Origin of the sequence: Komagataeibacter sp. FNDCR2, from assembly GCF_021295395.1 — a bacterium.
In the GTDB taxonomy this organism is placed as follows: Bacteria; Pseudomonadota; Alphaproteobacteria; order Acetobacterales; family Acetobacteraceae; genus Komagataeibacter.
The window spans coordinates 2,372,501-2,392,025 of sequence record NZ_JAIWOU010000001.1; the positions used below are offsets into that span (position 1 = coordinate 2,372,501).

15 protein-coding genes, 1 tRNA gene and 2 rRNA genes (1 of these 18 only partly in view) are annotated in these 19,525 nt (G+C 61.4%); 13 read left to right on the forward strand and 5 right to left on the reverse strand.

Annotation, left to right across the window (positions count from 1 at the left end; all coding sequences use genetic code 11):
* The 11 genes from LDL28_RS11405 to LDL28_RS11455 form a co-directional block, all read left to right on the forward strand.
* A 23S ribosomal RNA gene (locus tag LDL28_RS11405) occupies positions 1 to 1,721 on the forward strand; it begins 1,022 nt to the left of the window's first position.
* Positions 1,722 to 1,831: 110 nt separating this feature from the next.
* A 5S ribosomal RNA gene (gene rrf / locus LDL28_RS11410) occupies positions 1,832 to 1,947 on the forward strand.
* Positions 1,948 to 1,967: 20 nt separating this feature from the next.
* Positions 1,968 to 2,044: transfer RNA gene (locus LDL28_RS11415), tRNA-Met, on the forward strand.
* A 327-nt stretch (positions 2,045 to 2,371) separates the two neighbouring features.
* Positions 2,372 to 2,875, forward strand: a complete 504-nt coding sequence (locus tag LDL28_RS11420) for a hypothetical protein (protein WP_233058657.1) — start codon at positions 2,372 to 2,374, stop codon at positions 2,873 to 2,875.
* An 11-nt stretch (positions 2,876 to 2,886) separates the two neighbouring features.
* Positions 2,887 to 4,140, forward strand: a complete 1,254-nt coding sequence (locus LDL28_RS11425) for a TolC family protein (RefSeq protein WP_233058658.1) — start codon at positions 2,887 to 2,889, stop codon at positions 4,138 to 4,140.
* Positions 4,137 to 5,288, forward strand: coding sequence for an efflux RND transporter periplasmic adaptor subunit (locus LDL28_RS11430; protein ID WP_233058659.1), 1,152 nt, complete (start codon positions 4,137 to 4,139; stop codon positions 5,286 to 5,288). The genes LDL28_RS11425 and LDL28_RS11430 overlap by 4 nt, the downstream gene beginning before the upstream one ends.
* Positions 5,288 to 8,362: an efflux RND transporter permease subunit gene (locus tag LDL28_RS11435; RefSeq protein WP_233058660.1), complete on the forward strand. Its 3,075-nt coding sequence runs from the start codon at positions 5,288 to 5,290 to the stop codon at positions 8,360 to 8,362. Before LDL28_RS11430 ends, LDL28_RS11435 begins: the two co-directional genes overlap by 1 nt.
* Positions 8,362 to 9,033 (forward strand): response regulator transcription factor, encoded by a 672-nt coding sequence (locus tag LDL28_RS11440; protein WP_233058661.1) that lies wholly within the window; start codon positions 8,362 to 8,364, stop codon positions 9,031 to 9,033. Before LDL28_RS11435 ends, LDL28_RS11440 begins: the two co-directional genes overlap by 1 nt.
* On the forward strand, positions 9,030 to 10,379 hold the full coding sequence (locus LDL28_RS11445) for a HAMP domain-containing sensor histidine kinase (RefSeq protein WP_233058662.1): 1,350 nt from the start codon (positions 9,030 to 9,032) through the stop codon (positions 10,377 to 10,379). Before LDL28_RS11440 ends, LDL28_RS11445 begins: the two co-directional genes overlap by 4 nt.
* A gap of 48 nt (positions 10,380 to 10,427) precedes the next feature.
* Positions 10,428 to 10,997 (forward strand): cytochrome b, encoded by a 570-nt coding sequence (locus tag LDL28_RS11450; RefSeq protein WP_233058663.1) that lies wholly within the window; start codon positions 10,428 to 10,430, stop codon positions 10,995 to 10,997.
* Positions 10,981 to 11,688 (forward strand): VIT family protein, encoded by a 708-nt coding sequence (locus LDL28_RS11455; RefSeq protein WP_233058664.1) that lies wholly within the window; start codon positions 10,981 to 10,983, stop codon positions 11,686 to 11,688. Before LDL28_RS11450 ends, LDL28_RS11455 begins: the two co-directional genes overlap by 17 nt.
* Positions 11,689 to 11,860: 172 nt before the next feature.
* Here the strand turns inward: LDL28_RS11455 and LDL28_RS11460 are convergent, their stop codons facing one another.
* A complete protein-coding gene (locus LDL28_RS11460) occupies positions 11,861 to 13,417 on the reverse strand; it encodes an RNA-binding protein (RefSeq protein WP_233058665.1) in 1,557 nt (518 codons plus the stop codon).
* 176 nt (positions 13,418 to 13,593) lie between these two features.
* Here LDL28_RS11460 and LDL28_RS11465 point away from each other — a divergent pair, with 176 nt between their 5' ends.
* Positions 13,594 to 15,168, forward strand: a complete 1,575-nt coding sequence (locus LDL28_RS11465) for an RNA repair transcriptional activator RtcR family protein (RefSeq protein ID WP_233058666.1) — start codon at positions 13,594 to 13,596, stop codon at positions 15,166 to 15,168.
* Positions 15,169 to 15,269: 101 nt separating this feature from the next.
* Here the strand turns inward: LDL28_RS11465 and phoU are convergent, their stop codons facing one another.
* The 4 genes from phoU to pstC are packed head-to-tail and all read right to left on the reverse strand — an operon-like array spanning position 15,270 to position 18,662.
* Entirely contained in the window at positions 15,270 to 15,965 is a 696-nt protein-coding gene (gene phoU, locus LDL28_RS11470) for a phosphate signaling complex protein PhoU (protein ID WP_233059278.1), read from the reverse strand.
* A 17-nt stretch (positions 15,966 to 15,982) separates the two neighbouring features.
* Positions 15,983 to 16,780 (reverse strand): phosphate ABC transporter ATP-binding protein PstB, encoded by a 798-nt coding sequence (gene pstB / locus LDL28_RS11475; protein ID WP_233058667.1) that lies wholly within the window; start codon positions 16,778 to 16,780, stop codon positions 15,983 to 15,985.
* On the reverse strand, positions 16,777 to 17,676 hold the full coding sequence (gene pstA, locus LDL28_RS11480; RefSeq protein ID WP_233058668.1) for a phosphate ABC transporter permease PstA: 900 nt from the start codon (positions 17,674 to 17,676) through the stop codon (positions 16,777 to 16,779). The genes pstB and pstA overlap by 4 nt, the downstream gene beginning before the upstream one ends.
* 8 nt (positions 17,677 to 17,684) lie before the next feature.
* Positions 17,685 to 18,662 carry a phosphate ABC transporter permease subunit PstC gene (gene pstC, locus LDL28_RS11485; RefSeq protein ID WP_233058669.1) on the reverse strand — a complete coding sequence of 326 codons (978 nt, stop codon included), beginning with the start codon at positions 18,660 to 18,662 and terminating at the stop codon, positions 17,685 to 17,687.
* 257 nt (positions 18,663 to 18,919) lie between these two features.
* Between pstC and LDL28_RS11490 the strand changes: the two genes are divergently transcribed.
* Complete coding sequence (locus LDL28_RS11490; RefSeq protein WP_233058670.1) at positions 18,920 to 19,147, forward strand: hypothetical protein; 228 nt, start codon at positions 18,920 to 18,922, stop codon at positions 19,145 to 19,147.
* The last annotated feature ends 378 nt before the right edge of the window (positions 19,148 to 19,525 follow it).

The window sequence follows — 19,525 nt, forward strand, 5'->3', positions numbered from 1 at the left end:
TTCCAAAACAACCAGGAGGTTGGCTTAGAAGCAGCCATCCTTTAAAGAAAGCGTAATAGCTCACTGGTCTATTAGAAACCCTGCGCCGAAAATGTAACGGGGCTCAAGCCACGTGCCGAAGCTGTGGGTGCATATCTATGATATGCGCGGTAGCGGAGCGTTCCGTAGGTCTGTGAAGGAGACGGGGTGACCCTCTCTGGAGATATCGGAAGTGCGAATGCTGACATGAGTAGCGACAAACAGTGCGAGAAACACTGTCGCCGAAAGTCCAAGGGTTCCTGCGCAAGGTTAATCCGCGCAGGGTGAGCCGGCCCCTAAGGCGAGGGCGAAAGCCGTAGTCGATGGAAACCGGGCAAATATTCCCGGGCCTGCCAGAAGTGACGAATGCAATATGTTGTCGGGTCTTAACGGATTGATCCGGCTTTTGGCGCATTCCAGGAAATAGCTCTGGCATATAGACCGTACCCGAAACCGACACAGGTGGACTGGTAGAGAATACCAAGGCGCTTGAGAGAACGATGCTGAAGGAACTAGGCAAATTACTTGCGTAACTTCGGGATAAGCAAGACCCATCAGTGGGCAACCATTGGTGGGTGGCACAGACCAGGGGGTAGCGACTGTTTAGTAAAAACACAGGGCTGTGCGAAGTCGAGAGACGACGTATACGGCCTGACGCCTGCCCGGTGCCGGAAGGTTAAGAGGAGGTGTGCAAGCACCGAATTGAAGCCCCGGTAAACGGCGGCCGTAACTATAACGGTCCTAAGGTAGCGAAATTCCTTGTCGGGTAAGTTCCGACCTGCACGAATGGCGTAACGACTTCCCCGCTGTCTCCAGCATCGGCTCAGCGAAATTGAATTCCCCGTGAAGATGCGGGGTACCCGCGGTCAGACGGAAAGACCCTATGAACCTTTACTGCAGCTTTGCAGTGGCATCAGAGACATTCTGTGTAGGATAGGTGGGAGGCTTTGAAACCGGGGCGCCAGTTCCGGTGGAGCCATCCTTGAAATACCACCCTGACTGTTTCTGATGTCTAACCGAGGCCTGTTAGCCAGGTCCGGGACCCTGCATGGTGGGCAGTTTGACTGGGGCGGTCGCCTCCCAAAGTGTAACGGAGGCGCGCGATGGTGGGCTCAGGCCGGTCGGAAACCGGCTGTCGAGTGCAATGGCATAAGCCCGCCTGACTGTGAGAGTGACAGCTCGATCAGAGACGAAAGTCGGCCATAGTGATCCGGTGGTCCCGCGTGGAAGGGCCATCGCTCAACGGATAAAAGGTACTCTAGGGATAACAGGCTGATCTCCCCCAAGAGTCCACATCGACGGGGAGGTTTGGCACCTCGATGTCGGCTCATCACATCCTGGGGCTGGAGCAGGTCCCAAGGGTTCGGCTGTTCGCCGATTAAAGTGGTACGTGAGCTGGGTTTAGAACGTCGTGAGACAGTTCGGTCCCTATCTGCCGTGGGTGTTGGAGACTTGAGAGGATTTGTCCCTAGTACGAGAGGACCGGGATGAACATACCTCTGGTGCACCGGTTGTCGCGCCAGCGGCACAGCCGGGTAGCTAAGTGTGGACGGGATAACCGCTGAAAGCATCTAAGCGGGAAACCCACCTCAAAACAAGGTCTCCCCAAGGGCCGTGATAGACCATCACGTCAATAGGCCAGGTGTGGAAGCGCAGTAATGCGTGCAGCTAACTGGTCCTAATCGCCCAATAGGCTCATTCCATCGCCACAATCGTGGCAACATACATGCACAGCAGTCATCCACTCTCAACACTCATACAAAACACACCAACCCATCCACATCCTCTCCCCTCAATCAGGGGGACTGGATGACCTGGTGGCCATGGCGGGGAATGATCCACCCGATCCCATCCCGAACTCGGCCGTGAAATACCCCAGCGCCCATGATACTGTGCCTTAAGGCACGGGAAAGTCGGTCGCCGCCAGGTCTTCCAATCCCCCTCACAATCGCGGGGTGGAGCAGCCCGGTAGCTCGTCAGGCTCATAACCTGAAGGCCGCAGGTTCAAATCCTGCCCCCGCAACCAAATCCTATCCGTCTGTAAAGACAAGAAAAAGCCACCCACACGGGTGGCTTTTTTGCGTTTGGGCGTATAGCGCAGGGAGCCGGTTCTTGCGTGATCAGGCAGCTTCCAGGATCAGCCATCCCCTCAGCCTGTCAGCAAACGGATTCTGTCGGCTGGGATGTTCAAGACCAAGGTTATTCAAGAAATATCCACGTAATCGATACACTTATACATCGGAACGATAATCATTTTCATAATATAAATTTTATTTCGTAGATGAGGTGTTCAGGTTCGCGTCAGGTTTCTTTGTTATCGGTGGAAAGTCATCGTCTTGATGACGGAAATTTCATGTATAACGGGGAACAGACGCTTATTATGCGAAGGGTATGGCAGGGCAGTCTGTATATAGCCTGTATTTTCTTCCTGATGGTGTCGACCGCCTGGGCAGATAATGGGACAGAAGGCATATGCATGACAGTCCAGCAGGGTATTCGCCTGCATGTGGACGGCATGTATGGCGGATATCCTCATTCCGTACTGCGCGCTGCAGTGTTGCAGGGCGTGGCGTGCCCGTCTGATGCGGCTGAACTGCATGCGTTCAGTCTGATTGCTGACCCATCACCGCACCTGCGTGTTTCCGTTACGAGGCCCATGGGGCAGGGACAGCAGGGATCAATTTCTGCCCGACTGTTCTCGCGGGGACATTTTGTCATTGGGGAGCGTATGTCGCTCTCTCCATTGGCGCGTTCCCAGTCCCCGTTTTCAGTCACTTCTGACATCAATCTCATGATGGCGCGGCTGTGGAGCGATCTCGCCGAACGGATCAGCCACGGTGGTCCGGTCATGCCATGATGGCCTGAGGCATGAACCGCGCCATGCACCCCATCCTGTCGGTCGCCATGGCCTGCGCGCTGGCATGGGTGACTTTCGCCCGGGCTCAGGCGCCCCAGTCTGGCCTGTCCTTCCATGATGCGGTCGGAATGGCATGGGCCATTGATCCTGTCCGCACCGAACTGCAGATCGGCCACCATTCCGCCCGTGCCCGCGCCAGCGCCGCGGGGTCATGGTTTGCTGGTGGTCCAACTCTGTCTGGTGAATACATGGATGACCATATGCTGGGCAGTAACGAAGGCTATACAACGTATCAGGGCGGTGTGTCCGTACCGTTATGGCTGCCGGGACAGGGTAGTGCTACGCAACAGGTCGCAAGCGCGGAAGCCGCGTCGCTTGATGAACAGCTCAATGTCGAACACATGGCGCTGTCCATCCGTGTGCTTGACGCGGGAGCTGCCGCCCTGATCGCCCGTACCCGGGTGGATGTGGCCCATGTCCTGTATGATGCGACGGCACGCATGGCTACAAGTGCTACGCGTGCGGTGCATGGTGGCGAACTGGCCTCGGCTGATGGGCAGATGGCGCAGGCGGCGATGGAAAATGCCCGCAACGAACTGGCCCTGGCGCAGGAGGAGGCCGAAAACGCAGTTGCCTCACTGGAGGTGCTTCTGGGCCGTCCGGTCGTGCCGGATCTGGCGCGGTATGGGGAGGGCGACGTCACGCACGCCCGCTTCATCGCGCCCCGTGACATGGAAGACAATGACCCCCGCATCAAGGTGGCGCACCGTAATGTGGAAGCCGCCGAGGCCAACATGAAGCTGGCGCGCCGTTCGTTCATGCCCAACCCGGAAATCGGTGTGGATGCCATCCATGAGAAGCAGTACGGCAGCCCGTGGGATGACCGGGTCGGGCTGAATTTCAGCATTCCCCTGCCCAGCGAGGTCCGCAATACCCCCATCATGTCCGAAGCGCGCAACCGGCTGGCTACGGCCACCAGCCAGGAAACGCAGGCGCGACGCATGGTGCACCTGGAAATGATGCGCGTGCGTGAACGCCTGATTGCGGCAACCACGGCGCGGCAGACCACCCGCGCCGCCGCGGACAGCATGGAACGGCGTGCCGCGGCACAGGAACATGCATGGCGCGTGGGTGAGGCCAGTCTGGATACGGCACTTGCCGCCCGGCAGGCTGCGGCCAGCACCCGGCTGGCCAGTGCGCGGGCCGATGTGGAATGGCATGTCGCCAGCATCCGCATGCTGATCGCGACAGGCATCGTGCCATGAAGCGCATTACCCTTGTCCTGCTGCTTCTGGGGGGCGGCTGCCTTCCTGCCCAGGCGGAGGAAGGCGCGCTGCCCCCGGTCGTGAAGCTGGATGCGGCGGCGGTCGCCAATGAAGGTGTGAGTGTCGTCACGGCCACGCCCGGCACGATTGCGCCCGTGCTGCCGACCGTAAGCCGGGTCATGCCCGATACGACGCGGGTCGTGCATATCCACCCGGCGGGCAGTGGCAAGGTGCTGGCGGTGCCGGTCCAGCCGGGCATGCATGTCACGCGCGGGCAGGCGCTGGTGCGCTATCAGGATCATTCCCTGCATGTCGCGCGCCTGCAGGCCGTTCAGATGCGCGCGGCGCTCACGGCCGCTGTCGCCGCCCGGGCCGATGCGGCGGGCGCGGTGCAGCGGGCAAGGGCACTGGCGGGCGAGAGCATATCCATGGCCGAACTGCGCCGCAGGCAGGACGCGCTGGCGCAGGCGGACGCCACCCTGCGCGCGCGACAGGCGGACATGGACACGCTGGGCCACCGCTTTGCCGAGGAGTTCAATTCATCATCGGAACAGGACAGCCGGGGTGCGGAAGATGAAACCTCCACCCTGATTTCCCCGGTCGATGGCATGGTGCAGGCGATCGGCACGTCGGTGGCGGGCGACGTGGATCCGACCATGGACGTGGCCACCGTGGCCGACCTGTCCCATGTCTGGATCGTATCGGATATAGCACCCGATCAGGCCGCACGGATCGCACCGGGTGGCCAGCAGGTGACACAGGCGGCCAGTGGCCCGCTGATATCGCGCATCGACACGGTGGATGGCATGGCCAGCCCGCTGACCGGACTGGTCCGGGTCATAAGCAGGGTTGCCAACCCCACCAGCGCGCTGATGCCCGGCATGGTGCTGGACGCGACACTGGCGCAGCGTGACAGCGTGGCGGGCATTGTCGTGCCGTCCGAATCCATCCAGCGCATTGATGGGCGTAGCGTCGTGTTCGTGCGGGTGAGCGTAACCGATTACCGGCCCGTCGTGGTCGATGTGGCGCTGGATGACGGGCGGCAGGCGGTCATCCGCTCCGGCCTGAAAGGGGGCGAGCCGGTCGTGGGCCACGGCAGCTTCGCCCTGCGTTCGGTCATCGGTCTAGCCGGGATGGACGCGGACTGATGGCGCGCAGGTATCTCGAGGCCGTGTTGCGCGCGCGCATGCTGGTGCTCGGCGGGCTTGGCCTGCTGCTGGCGGCCGGCATCATGGCGGTGCTGGGCCTGCCGGTGGAGGCGGTGCCGGATATTTCGCCCAAACAGGTCCTCGTCTCGGTCGTGGCCCCCGGCCTCGCGACGGAGGAGGTGGAGAAACTCATCACCTTTCCCGTCGAGGCCAGCATGACCGGTATTCCCGGCATGACCGACCTGCGCTCCGTCTCCCGTGGCGGGGTGTCGGTGGTGTACGTGCAGTTTGCCGACGGGACCGACCTCAACCTGGACCGCACCCGTGTGAACGAGCGCATACAGCAGGCGCGTGCAAACATATCCGTACCCGGCATTACCGTCAGCATGGGGCCGCTGGCCACGGGCATGGGTGAAATCATGCAGTTCCAGATCCGGGGTACAGGGCGCTCGCTCATGGACCTAAACCGCATCATGAACTGGACCGTGGTGCCGCAGATGCGCCTCGTGCCCGGTGTGGTGGATGTCAATGTCAATGGCGGGGCGGAAGAAACCTATGAGGTAACATTGGACCCCGCGCGGCTGATTGGCGGCAACCTTTCGGTGGGCGAGGTCTATCGCGCGGTGGATGCCGGTAACGCTGCGTCCGGCGGCGGGTGGATCACCCACCATGCCGAACAGCAGAGCGTGGTCGGGCGCGGGCTGGTTGCAAGCCTTGCGGATTTTGGCAATATCGCCGTGCGGACCAACGCCGATGGTTCGGCGGTGCGGCTGCGTGACCTCGGGCGCATCACCACGGGCGCGCGCACCCGGCTGGGGGCGGTAACGCGTGACGGGCAGGGTGAGATCGTGATCGGCGTGGTGATGATGGAAAGCGGGGCCAGTTCCAACGCCACCCTTGCCGCGATAGACCGCGCCCTGCCGCGTATCAGGCAGGCGCTGCCCACGGGGGTTACACTCGAACCCTATTACACCCGCGCCACCCTGACCGGGCAGACCATCGCCACCGTGCGCGACAACCTGGTTATGGGGGCGGTGCTGGTGGTGGGCGTACTGGTGGTGGTGATCGGAAGCTGGCAGGCGGCGCTGGTCATTGCCTCAGTCATTCCGGTCGCCCTTGTCTGCGCCATGGCGGGGATGCGGCAGTTCGGCATCTCGGCCAACCTGCTCAGCCTTGGCGCGATCGATTTCGGCATGATCGTCGATGGCTCGCTGGTGGTGATCGAGCATGTCCTGTCGCGGCGCGAGGAAGAACCGGAGGCGGAATTCATCCCGCTGGTCATCTCGTCCGTGCAGCAGGTCATACGCCCGGTGGGGTTTGCCATACTGGTCATCATCATGGTCTATCTGCCCATCCTGACCCTGCAGGGGATCGAGGGGCATATGTTCCGCCCCATGGCGCAGACGGTTATCATGGCGCTGCTGGCGTCGCTTGCGTACTGCTTCATCTGCATCCCCGTGCTGGCGGCCCTGGCGCTGGGGGGCGTGCGGCCTGTGGGCGATACGCGGCTGATCGCCTTCATGCGCCGCCCTTATACCCATATGGTGACATGGGGGGAGGCGCATCCGCGCATCCTGTTTGGCGGTACGCTGGCGGTGCTGGCCATCTCGGCGGGGCTTGCGATGCGGCTGGGCGGTGAGTTCATTCCGCAGCTTGATGAAGGCGCACTCGCGGTCACAACCACGCGGCTGCCTTCGGCCTCGCTCGACACCGTGCTGGCTTCGGTCACGAAACAGGAGCAGATCCTGCGCCGCTTCCCCGAAGTGAAAGCGGTGGTCAGCAATACCGGCACGTCCGCCATCCCTACCGACCCGATGGGCGTGAACGAGACCGACAGCTTCATCTTCCTCACCCCGCCCGCCACATGGAAAACCGCCCGCACGCAGGCGGGGCTTGTGGCCGTGATGGATGATACCCTGCGCCGTGAACTGCCTGACGCGCTGTATTCATGGAGCCAGCCGGTGCAGATGCGTATGGACGACCTGCTGTCGGGTGTCAGGACGCAGATCGCCGTTTCGATCTTTGGTGATGACCTGACGAAGCTGGCCGATCTGGGCGACCGGGTGGTGGCGGCGATGTCGGGCGTGAAGGGTGCGGCGGACGTGGCGGCGGCGGGCGATGGCACCGTGCCGCTGATCGTGGCTGACATCGACCGCACGCAGGCTGCCAGCCGCAATGTGGCGGTGCAGGACATTCTGGATACGGTGGAAGCCGTGGGCGGTCATATCGGCACAAGGCCGGTGATCGTGGACAGTGCCATCATCAGCACGCAGGTCCGCCTTGACCCGAGGCGCGTGATCTCGGCGGCCGCAATCGGCGCGCTGCAGGTCCGGCGGATGGACGGGCAGGGGAATGTCCTGCTGTCACAGGTAGCGCATGTACATGAAGTCGATGGCCCGCCGCGCATAAGCCGCGATGGCGTGCGGCGGCGCATGGTGGTGCAGGCCAATGTGCGCGGGCGTGACCTGGCGGATTATGTGGCCGAAGCGCAGGCCCGCGTGGCGCGGGACGTGAAACTGCCGGCAGGCTACACCGTGCAGTGGGACGGGCAGTTCCGTAACCTGCAATCGGCGGTGCTGCGGCTGGAAATCGTGCTGCCCATTGCCCTTGGCCTGATTTTCGCACTGCTGGTGGTGGCCTTTGGCGCGGTGCGGCCGGCACTTCTGGTTTTCATCAACCTGCCGGTGGCGGCAACCGGCGGCATTGTGGCGCTGACGGTGCGCGGGCTGCCGTTCAGCATTTCGGCAGGGATTGGTTTTATCGCGCTGTTTGGTGTGGCGATCCTCAACGGTGTGGTGCTGGTCAGTGAAATCGCGGCCCTGCGGGCACGCGGCATGGCCGTGGCGCAGGCTGCCTTTGCCGCGGCGGAATCCCGTTTCCGCCCGGTCATGGCCACGGCCCTTGTGGCAAGCCTTGGCTTTTTTCCCATGGCGTTTTCCGAAAGTGCTGGTGCTGAGGTCGAACGCCCGCTGGCCAGCGTGGTGATTGGCGGGCTGGTGACATCCACCCTGCTTACGCTGCTGGTGTTGCCATCACTTTATGCCCGGGTCATGCGAGAGAAGGTTCAGGATTGATGCGTATCCTTATCGTGGAAGATGAACATGACCTTGGGGCTGCGGTACAGGAACATGTGCGGCTGGACGGGCATGCCGTGGACTGGTTCACGACGCTGGAGGACGCGCGCGCGGCCATGGCCACCGTGGAGTATGATTTCATGCTGCTCGACCTTGGCCTGCCGGACGGGAGCGGGCGCGACCTGCTGCGCGAGGTGCGCCGGACGTCATCGAATGTCGCCATCCTCATCACCACGGCGGAAGACCAGATCAGCGACCGCATTGCCGGCCTGTCCGAAGGGGCGGATGACTATATCGTCAAGCCCTATGACCTGAATGAACTCGTAGCCCGTATTTCTGCGGTGGCGCGGCGCTATGCCGCCCCGCGCAGGCGGGTCCGTTACCGTATTGGCGAGATTATGATTGACCGGGAAAACCGCTCGGTATCATGCGATGGACGGGCGCTGGACCTGACCGCACGCGAATGGGCCATCATGGAACTGCTGTCGCGCAGTCCCGGCCGGATCTATTCACGCCAGCAGATCGATACGGCCCTGTATGCGCTGGATCAGGATGTGGATAGCAACACGGTTGAGGTTTTCATAAGCCGCCTGCGCAAGAAGGTGGGCAATAAGGTTATCAGGACCGTCCGTGGCCGTGGTTACTGCCTGGCCGATGGGGAGGCCGCATGAAGAACTGGAGCCTTGCCACCCGGATTGTCAGCAGTGTCCTGGGTGTCGTGACGCTCAGTCTGCTCGCCCTCAGCCTCGCCGTCGCGGGGTTCACCCGTTACGAAATAACGGAACGGCTGGACAATTCCCTGCAGGAAGTTTCCGAACGGCTGCAGGCCACCATCGCGACACAGCCCCATGGACCACGGGACACTGTTGCATGGGTGCCTGATGTCGGACCACGGACGCTCGCCTATCAGGTGGTCGATCAGTCCGGGCACGTCGTGTTGCGCTCACAGAATGCGCCGGTTCAGCCCTTTGTGCCGGATATCCATACCGGGTTTGTCGATACGCCCCGTTTCCGGGTTTATATTGCGGCGCCGACTGCCGCAGCCTATCGTGTGCTGGTGGGGGAGCCCACGTTGCATCGTCGTGGCGCCACATGGCGCGCAACGGCGATTGCCATCGTGCCGATACTGGTTTTCCTGCCTGTCATCTGGCTGCTGGTGCGCCTGATCGTGCGGCGGGCTTTGCGCCCGCTCGACCGTCTGCATGATGAAATGCAATCCCGTGGCAGCGGCAACCTGCGGCCCATCCCGTCGCTTGACCTGCCGGTCGAACTCGTATCCATCCAGCATGCCGTCAATACCCTCCTGGCCCGTCTGGAAACGGCGCTTTCCACCGAGCGGGCCTTTGCCGCAAGTGCCGCGCATGAACTGCGCAACCCGCTTGGCGCCCTGCTGGCGCAGGTGCAGATGCTGGGCCGTATGGTTCCGGCGGAAACGGAGGCAGGCCGGCGGGTGGACATCATTGCCGACCGTACCCGCCGGCTGGGACGGACGGTTGAAAAACTGCTGCAGTTTTCCCGCGCATCGTCGGGCGCTGCCTTCCGGCGCAATCGCTTTGACCTGCTGACCGTGCTGCGCGTCCTGGCGGATGATCTGGACCATAACCCGCGTGATGGGTGCGGCATCATCCTGAACTCAAACGGGATCAGCCATATATTTGTGCATGGTGACATGGATGCGACCGGCATCATGCTGCGCAACCTGCTTGAAAACGCGCTGCTGCATGGGCGGGGTGATATGCCGGTGCAGGTGACCGTCCTGCCGGATGGTCGCATTGACGTCATCAACGACTGCCCGGCCCTGGCGCCGGACATACTGGCGCGGCTGACCAGCCCGTTCGTGCGCGGCGGGACCGGCACGCCCGGCAGCGGCCTCGGCCTGGCCATCGCCAGCAATATCGCCAGGCAGATGGATGCGACCGTGTGCCTGCGTTCCCCACTTTCGAAGTCAGGCAGGGGATTTGGCGCCCGCATCACTTTTCCTGACCCGGACGTGATGCGATCACCCGATGAAGCCTGAGACCTTGCGTTCAGCTTCGCGTCATATGGGACCGATATGAATACTGGCATGACACAGGAAACGTCCCCGGACCGCATGCGCTATGACGTGCCGACAGTCCTTTTTCACTGGAGTTGTGCGGCAATCATCGTGCTGCAGTTCATAAGCGCGAATATATGGGGCCTGTTTCGCAATCCGCTGCATCACCAGCTTGTAGTGGTGCACCTGACGGCGGGCATGGTGCTGAGCGTGCTGCTGCCCCTGCGCATTATGTGGCGGGCAGGCTGGGGGCGGCGCATGCCTGCGTCAGACCGCTGGCTGGATGCGGTCATGGCCCGCAGCGTTGAGTACAGCCTGTATGGGCTGGGCATGGTGGAAATCTGCCTTGGGTATCTGTGGCGATGGGGGAACGGGCAGGCCATGAGTTTCGTGTCCGTGCAGGTCATGCCCCCGTTTGGGAAATTTTCGATACGGACAATAGAGCTGCTGCACGAACTGCACCTGTACAATGGCTGGTTGATCGTGGTGCTTGCCACAGGTCACGCGCTGGCGGCGTGTTTTCATTACTTCATCCTGCGCGACAATGTTTTGCAGCGCATGTTCATTACAGGGAATATATCAGATGAACGTAACAGATAAGGGCGTGTCCAGCCCGGGGGAGAGACATGCGACGGCCCGTCTGGGCTGGCTGCGGGCCTCGGTTCTTGGGGCGAATGACGGTATCCTGTCCACTTCCAGCCTTATTATTGGTGTTGCAAGTGCCCATACCTCACAGGCTGGAATATTACTGGCTGGCATATCCAGTCTGATAGCTGGCGCCATGTCCATGGCAGCGGGTGAATATGTGTCCGTCAGTTCCCAGGCAGATTCGGAAAAGGCGGATCTGAGCCGTGAAAAAAAGGAATTGGGTAGTCGCTGGGATTCTGAAGTCGATGAACTGGCTGGCATATATCGTCAGCGTGGGCTGGACGATCTTCTGGCGCATCAGGTCGCCATCGCATTGATGAAACATGATGCGCTGGGCGCCCATGCCCGCGACGAACTTGGTATTTCAGAGGCGACGGCAGCGCGTCCGGTACAGGCCGCCCTTGCATCCGCATGTGCATTTGCACTTGGCGCCATACTGCCGGTGCTTACGGCCGTACTGTCACCTTTCAGGCTGGTGTCATGGAGTGTGTCTGTCGTTTCCCTGATCTGCCTTGCAATTCTGGGAACTGTCGGCGCACTGGCGGGAGGTACGGCACCCTGGCGTCCTGCATTGCGAGTGATATTCTGGGGCCTGATGGCTATGATTATTACTGCCGCTGTTGGAAATATATTCAATAATTAAAAATATATATTTATTCTGTTACGGGCATGATTGCGGACGACCGGCACGTACTCCCCTGTAACCAGCGTGGAAAAAAGGGGCCCGGCGACAAGGGATTGGAGGGACGTAGGGGTAAGGGTTCCCGTAGGAGTGGCCTCGTGACTGTAGTCCCCCCGGCATTCGCCGGGCCTGTTCAGAGGGGCTGGGCCATGATCTGCCCAACCCAGTGCGTGGCGTCCATCCGGCCCGATGCGAATTCGGCCATCTGGTCGAAGGCCGCATCGGAAAAGCCGCCAATATTCAGCACATCCTCCTGTTCGGCTGCCTGAGTGGTGCCGTAAGGCTGGATGTCGATGCACATGAGGCGCGCCGCCGGATTACGGGCTTTCAGCCTTGTCCACTTCCGCATCATATTCGTGGGTGTCCCATCAGGCCATGCCCTGTTCCATGATTCGTTATCCGACACGAACACAACCAGATCCACTGCCTCGTGCCGGGCATTGAGCCATGCCAGCGGGGCCGCGCAATCCGTGCCGCCTCCGCCCAGTTCCGCAAGGCGGCGGGCGTTGGTCAGGATCGTATCGCAGGGCTCCAGCGTGATGTCGTGTACCTGCATCGCGAAGGGCAGGACGCGGGCGGCAGGGTTGCTGCGCTTGATCGCCGCCGTCACGAGGGCCGCGACATCAATGCACCGTACCGCCGTGGTGGCGCTGCCCCGGTAACCCGTAACCGGCGAAAGCATGGAACTGGAGACATCGGGGCACACCACAACATGCCCGCCAAAGTGGGGCACATTGTCCACCGCGCGCTCCATGGCGTCATGCAGGGCTTCCCGCAAGGGGGGAGGCACCGCCGGGTCCAGCGCCCGCAGGGTGGCGAGCAACTGATAAGGCAGGACTTTCGCCGCCCGGATCCGCTTCTGGTCGCGTAGCACGGCCGCCACATGGGTCACGATGACCGGGTCGGTAAAGGCGCCGTTGCGTGTCAGCATGTTCAGCCCCTGCCGCAGGGTCTGCCATGAGGCCATGCGGGCGACCGCACCCCACTGCGCCGGCGAAAGCGGCAGGCTGCTCAGCAACTGGAACGACACGGCGGGCACCCGGTCCGACATGCCGGAACGGAAGGCCAGCAGATCCTGCACGATGGGCGGCAGGGCCGATATGGCGGCAGGCCGGTCGATCAGCCATGCATAGAAGGCCTCACGCCGCGGGTTGCCGGGGCGCGGATGGACCATGCGTATCACATCGGCCAGTGACGGGTCATTCCCCACCGAGGCAGCCAGAAGCTGTTCGTCGGAGGCGCCATCAAGCCAGTCCCGCACCATAGCCTTTGGGCGTGAACCCAGGGATTTGCGTCCGGTCTGTCCGGAGCGCATGATCTGCACAAAGGTGCGCAGCACCCGGCCGGATGTCACCACTTTCGGGAACGCACGGGCGAACAGCACCGGGTCGCGCCCGGACAGGACGGCCAGCAGCAGGGCGGGCGTATCCTTCATGTGGCCCTTGTCCCGAACATGGATGGCGGTGCGGGCCAGGAAATCCGGGCTTACGGTGCGGGCCAGTTCGACAAGGGCGCGCACCTGTGTCTGTGCATCCTGATAACAGCCGCCGGCAAAGGTAGCTGTCATGGCAAGCTGGGCCAGCCTGTGGGCCGGAACCAGGTCATAGGCAGGAGCGCCTGCCGCGTTACGGGTATTGGCATGCGGTGCGAACCGCCCCCGCAGCGACGCAAACACTGATCGGTCTGCCATGATCCTGTTTCCTTTCTTCGTGCCCCCCTTTTTTTGCCAGAGGAGAATGCGCGGAAAAAGAAAAACGACATTTCATGATAATATATTGTTATTAAAATGAATTATCGATATTTCGGTGTAGGGTCATCAAAAAATATTATATGGATTTATAGTGATTTATCGCTTTATATAAGAATATGCGTAATGTCGTCATTGGCTTCCTCGGCACCATCCTTGACCAGGGGCGTCGCCGCTCGTGGCGGCCCTCGGTGCAGATCTGCGCCCACCCGGATTTCCCGGTCGATCGGCTGGAACTGCTCCATGACCACCTCAATCTGCAACTGGCCGAGAAGGTGGCGCGCGATGTCGTGGTCCTGTCGCCCCGGACCGAGGTGCGGCTGGTGGATATGGAACTCGACAACCCGTGGGATTTTCAGGAAGTTTATGGAAAGTTATATGATTTCGCGGAATCCTACGGCTTTGACGAGGATCGGGAACACTATTACGTCCACCTGACAACCGGCACGCATGTCGCCCAGATCTGCTGGTTCCTGCTGACGGAAAGCCGCCATATACCAGCCCGCCTGCTCCAGAGTGGACCACCACGCGCGGAGGACGCGCCCAACGGCACGATCGACATCATCGATCTTGACCTTGCCCGCTACAATGCGTTGCAGCGTCGCTTCGAGGCGGCGGCGCGTGAACATTCCTACATGCTGCGCGGCGGTATCCAGACCCGGAACGCCGCTTTCCATCACATGATAGAACGGCTGGAGCAGGTCGTGACCCGCTCGGACGAACCGGTCGTGCTGGTGGGAGAGGCAGGCGTTGGCAAGACGACGCTTGCGCGGCGCATTTATGAACTGAAGCTCCAGCGCCGCCGGGTAAAGGGGCGTCTGGTCCATGTGAACTGCGCCGGGTTGCAGGGGCCACACGGCATGGCCGCCCTGTTTGGCCAGCGGCGCAATGTCGTGGGGCTTGCGGGCACGGAGCGGGCAGGGTTCCTGAGCGAGGCGGAAGGCGGGGTGCTGTTCCTTGATGACATCGACCTGCTGCCCCATGCGGCACAGGGGCTGCTGCTCGATGCGCTGGAAAGCGGCAGTTACTATCCCGTGGGGTCCGATACCGCGCAGAGTTGCCGTTTCCACCTGATTGCCGCAACCGGTTGCGACTTGTCGGTACTGGCGCGGCAGGGTCTCATGCGCCGCGATCTGCTGGCACGGCTGGCGCTATGGGTTTTTCACCTTCCGCCGCTGCGCGACCGGCGGGAGGATATGGAAGCCGAACTGGCGTATGAACTGGGGGAAGCGGAACGGAGCCTGGGGTGCAAGGTCGGCTTCAATGTGGATGCGAGAACGCGCTACCTGCATTTTGCCCGTGACCCGGCCATGCCATGGTCGGGTAATTACCGGGATCTGTCAGCTTCGGCCCGCAGGCTGTGCACCCTTGCCGAACGCGGGCGCATAACCCTGCCGATGGTGGAGGCGGAAGTCATGACCCTGAGCCACCAGTGGGCGGCGGTCCAGCGGGATGGCGACCTGACGCTGCTGGCTGAAATACTGCCCGACCCGGCAGGCGTGGATGAGTTTGACCGGGCGCAACTGGCGGCCGTGGTGCGGGCGTGCCGGGAGGCCTCATCGCTTTCCGCGGCGGGGCGGCGGCTGTTCGCCATATCCCGGCAGGCAAAGGCCAGCCAGAACGACGCGGATCGCCTGCGCAAATACCTGGCCCGCTTTGGCCTGAACTGGGAGATGGTCGCGAGTGGCGCTTAAACGCGCCGGTGCATTCTGGCTCTGTCCCGGTGTGGGATGGCGAGGCGGGGCCTCTCGCAATCATAAGAAAGCTTTAGGTGACGCTTTTTCCAGACCGCTCCTTAGTCAAATGTTTTCCCACGCGGGCGCACGATGGGCAGTATGTTTCCAGTCACCGCGTAATATACACGCTCTGAAATATTTGTGGCGTGGTCACCGATACGCTCAAGATTCTTGGCAATGAACAGCAGATGGGCACAAGGCCCGATATTGCGCGGATCTTCCATCATGTAGGTCACCAGTTCACGGAACATGGAGACATACAGTTCATCCACCGCCGTATCCGAATGCCATACAAGGCGCGCCAGTTCAGGGTCACGCTGGTCCATCGCGTCAATGGTGCGCCGCAGGTTTTCCTGCACCAGCCGCCCCATGCTGTGCAGCCCTGTCAGTGAAATGGGGCATGACAGCAGTTCGTTGCGCATGGCTCGGCGTGCGATGCTGGCGGCGCAATCCCCGATGCGTTCCAGGTCGCCCGAGATTTTCAGCGCCACAACCACCTCACGCAGGTCGCCCGCCATGGGCGCGCGCAGGGCCAGCAGGCGAATGACCAGCGCCTCGGTTTCGCGTTCCAGTTCATCGACCTGCGGGTCCATTTCGGGCGCATCCAGGGCCGCGACCTCGTCATGTTCGACCACGGCGGTAATGGCCTGCGCCACCTGCCGTTCCACCAGGCCCCCCATCTTGTTTACAAGCGAACGTAAATGTTCCAGTTCCTGGTCATAGCTCTGGACCGTATGTACGGATTCATGGGGCATCATCACTGCTTTCGCTTTTAGCCGAAGCGGCCGGTAATATAATCCTGGGTGCGTTTGGCATACGGGGCCGTGAACATCTTGTCGGCCGTGTCCACCTCCACCAGTTCACCCATGTAAAAAAACGCCACACGATCCGCGCATCGCGCCGCCTGCTGCAGGTTATGCGTCACGATGGCGATGGAGAATTCCTGCTTCAGTTCATCCAGAAGTTCCTCGATCCGGGCGGTGGAAATCGGATCCAGCGCACTGGTCGGTTCATCCAGCAGGATGATTTCGGGGCGCGTTGCAATGGTGCGCGCAATGCACAGGCGCTGCTGCTGCCCACCCGACAGGGCCGCCGCGGATGCATTAAGCCGGTCCTTGACTTCGTTCCACAGCGCCACGCGCCGCAGCACGCTCTCCACGCGCTGGTCCATATCCGTACGTGACAGGCGTTCATGCAGCCGCACGCCAAAGGCGATGTTATCGTAAATGGACATGGGAAACGGCGTGGGTTTCTGGAACACCATGCCAATGCGCGAGCGCAGCACGTTCACATCCAGCCCCGGCGAGAGGATGTTGCAGCCGTCAAACAGTACTTCCCCCGTCGCGCGCTGGCCCGGATAGAGGTCATACATGCGGTTGAAGATACGCAGCAGCGTTGACTTGCCGCAGCCCGACGGGCCGATCATGCCCGTGACCTGACGCGCGGGAAAATCCAGCGATATACCCTTGAGCGCATGGTTGCCGCCATACCAGAAATCCAGGTTGCGTATGGCCAGTGCCGACACGGTCCTGTTGCGGCCTGTCGTGTCATCCATGGTGATTTTGTTCATTGTTGTGCAGATCCATTGCGCGTAAGCCACCAGCGGGCGAGGATGTTCGTCGCAAGTACCGCGACAGTAATCAGCAACGCCCCGGTCCATGCCATCTGCACCCAGTCATCATAGGCCGAACCGGCGTACTGGTAGATCGTGACCGGCAGGCTGGCCATGGGCGCGTCAAGGTTGGTGGACCAGTTCAGGTTGCCAAGGGAGGTGAATAGCAGGGGGGCCGTCTCACCCGATATGCGGGCCAGCGCCAGCAGGACGCCGGTCATGATGCCGCCGCGCGCCGAACGCAGGCAGACACTCAGGATCACCCGCCATCCCGGCGCGCCCAGCGCATAGGCCGCTTCGCGCATGGCGCGGGGGACGAGGCGCAGCATGTCCTCCGTCGTGCGGACAACGATGGGAATAAACAGGACCGCCAGCGCCAGCGTGCCCGCCATGCCGGAAAAATGCCCCGCCGGTTCCACGATGATAAGGTAGATGAACAGCCCCACCAGAATGGACGGCACCGACAGCAACATGTCGGACACGAACCGGACAAGGGTGACAATCCGCCCGTCCTGACTGAATTCCGACAGGTAGATGCCCGCCATCATGCCAACCGGCGTGCCGATCAGCGCGGCAAGGCCGGTCTGTTCGCAACTGCCGATAATGGCGTTCGCCAGCCCGCCGCCAGTGCCGGGTGCGGCCGTGCTGTGCACGAAGGTGGGAAGTGACAGGCCCGCCGCCCCCCGTGTCACCAATGTCCATAAAATCGAAAACAGCACGAACAGCACGATCACCGTCGCCATGTTGCACGACAGGCTGACAAACCGTTCGACCAGCCTGCGCCGTATGGCCTGCGCACCGCCGCGCTGCCATCCACTGGCATCGCCGGATTGCGACTGGGGGGCTGACATCATGGATTGCCTCATTTCGACGCGCCGCGTTGCAGGAAGATGCGCGAGCAGGCCAGGGTAATGAATGAAATGATCATCAGGATCGCCCCCAGCGCCAGCAGGGCGGATAGTTTCAGGCTGCCGGCCGCGCTTTCGGGAAATTCCAGCGCGATCAGGGAGGCGATGGTGTTGCCCGGCGCAAACAGCGACCAGCCAAGGTGGTTGCTGTTGCCGATGACGAAGGTCACGGCCATCGTCTCACCCAGCGCGCGTCCCGTGCCCAGCATGATGCCCCCCATGACCGCCTGCCGCGACCATGGCAGGACGACCTGGCGCATCACCTCCCACCGCGTGGCGCCAAGGCCGAAGGCGCTTTCCTTCAGCACGGCGGGAATGGAGACGAATACATCCGTCATGACGGAACAGATGAACGGCGTGATCATGATAGCGAGGATCAGCCCGCCACTGAGCAGCCCGGTGCCATAGGGCGCGCCACGAAACAGCAGGCCGATACCGGGCACATGGCCAATGTAATGCGTGGTTACGGGTTCGATATAATGCGCCATGAACGGCACCACGATGAAAAACCCCCACATGCCGAATATGATGGAGGGCACCGCAGCCAGAAGCTGCACGGCGGTCTCGATAAACCGCGCCAGTGCCGGGGGAGCCATCTCCACCAGCCAGAAGGCCACGCCAAATGCGAACGGCACCGCGAAGACAAGGGCGATGGCGGTCGTGACCAGCGTACCGAAAATGGACGTCGCGGCGCCGAAATGGTCTGAAATCGGATTCCATGCCGTGCTGGTGATGAAACCGGGGCCAAAGGCGGAAAATGCCCGCCACCCCCCGCTGACCAGCACAACGACAATACCCGCCATGACAAGCAGGATGAACCATCCGGCCAGGCGGGCGATCATGCCAAAAATGAAATCGCCGTACCGCCCGTGCGTGTTCGTGTCCATTCCGGCACCGTCCCGGGCCGTCATGGCGGATGGAAGTTCCATCATGTAATTCCTGATGTGTATGACACAACTGCAGCACTAGGCCGCCATGCCGCATTGTTGCAATAATAACTTCCTGTATTTTGTATGAAGTTTTTATGACACAAGTCATGACATGCGTGTGAGCTTATGTATATTTGTGCATGTCATAGAAAGTTCATTTATTTCTGGTTGCGGGTGCCCATGAACTCCTGCATAGCACCCGCAGCGGGGACGGCCGTGCCTATACCGCCCCCAAAGGACAACAGGCAGGAAGCAGCCTTATGTTTGAATCCAGCGTTATCGAAATCGATGGTATCTTCGTTGGCATCGTTTTTCACAATGGACCCGATGAACCTTATGAATTCCGGGCCATGCATGAACGCGTGACGCAGATGGACGGGGACATCCTGCCCACGTTCGAGGCCGCTGTGGCGCAGGCCCGCACCCGTTTCCGGCTGGGTCGCCGCCACGCCCCGCGCGCCATGGAAACCGTACGTCTGCGGGCCTGAAAGGCTGCGCCCCTGCGCACCATTTCAAGTAATAGGTCGAAAAAAACAATAAAAGTTTTTGGGGGCTGCCTTTCTTCAAAAAGGCGGCGTTTCCTGAAGCTTTTTGAAAAAAGCTTCACCAAAAACTTCTTTTGATGCTGACTGTACTCAAAATATAAAATTCTTTTTGATTCTTTTTTCAGAAGCGGAGCCCGGATTACATCATGCCGGTCCCCGCGCGCGCCAGCATACCGGCGCGTGGGAAGGATAACCCGCAGCCTGTCGGTCGCGCCACGGTTTACACCCGGTTTCCGCCCGGGATACATTTTTCGCGTGCTTCAGTGCGATTTCAGCTGCCCCGCAAATGCCCGGGCGCGGCTCCCCTTTCCAGGCCGCCGC

Coding starts and splice junctions, on each gene's coding strand:
- LDL28_RS11420 (WP_233058657.1), top strand. CDS start 2,372: ATGTATAACGGGGAACAGACGCTTATTATGCGAAGGGTATGGCAGGGC.
- LDL28_RS11425 (WP_233058658.1), top strand. CDS start 2,887: ATGAACCGCGCCATGCACCCCATCCTGTCGGTCGCCATGGCCTGCGCG.
- LDL28_RS11430 (WP_233058659.1), top strand. CDS start 4,137: ATGAAGCGCATTACCCTTGTCCTGCTGCTTCTGGGGGGCGGCTGCCTT.
- LDL28_RS11435 (WP_233058660.1), top strand. CDS start 5,288: ATGGCGCGCAGGTATCTCGAGGCCGTGTTGCGCGCGCGCATGCTGGTG.
- LDL28_RS11440 (WP_233058661.1), top strand. CDS start 8,362: ATGCGTATCCTTATCGTGGAAGATGAACATGACCTTGGGGCTGCGGTA.
- LDL28_RS11445 (WP_233058662.1), top strand. CDS start 9,030: ATGAAGAACTGGAGCCTTGCCACCCGGATTGTCAGCAGTGTCCTGGGT.
- LDL28_RS11450 (WP_233058663.1), top strand. CDS start 10,428: ATGACACAGGAAACGTCCCCGGACCGCATGCGCTATGACGTGCCGACA.
- LDL28_RS11455 (WP_233058664.1), top strand. CDS start 10,981: ATGAACGTAACAGATAAGGGCGTGTCCAGCCCGGGGGAGAGACATGCG.
- LDL28_RS11460 (WP_233058665.1), bottom strand. CDS start 13,417: ATGGCAGACCGATCAGTGTTTGCGTCGCTGCGGGGGCGGTTCGCACCG.
- LDL28_RS11465 (WP_233058666.1), top strand. CDS start 13,594: ATGCGTAATGTCGTCATTGGCTTCCTCGGCACCATCCTTGACCAGGGG.
- phoU (WP_233059278.1), bottom strand. CDS start 15,965: ATGCCCCATGAATCCGTACATACGGTCCAGAGCTATGACCAGGAACTG.
- pstB (WP_233058667.1), bottom strand. CDS start 16,780: ATGAACAAAATCACCATGGATGACACGACAGGCCGCAACAGGACCGTG.
- pstA (WP_233058668.1), bottom strand. CDS start 17,676: ATGATGTCAGCCCCCCAGTCGCAATCCGGCGATGCCAGTGGATGGCAG.
- pstC (WP_233058669.1), bottom strand. CDS start 18,662: ATGATGGAACTTCCATCCGCCATGACGGCCCGGGACGGTGCCGGAATG.
- LDL28_RS11490 (WP_233058670.1), top strand. CDS start 18,920: ATGTTTGAATCCAGCGTTATCGAAATCGATGGTATCTTCGTTGGCATC.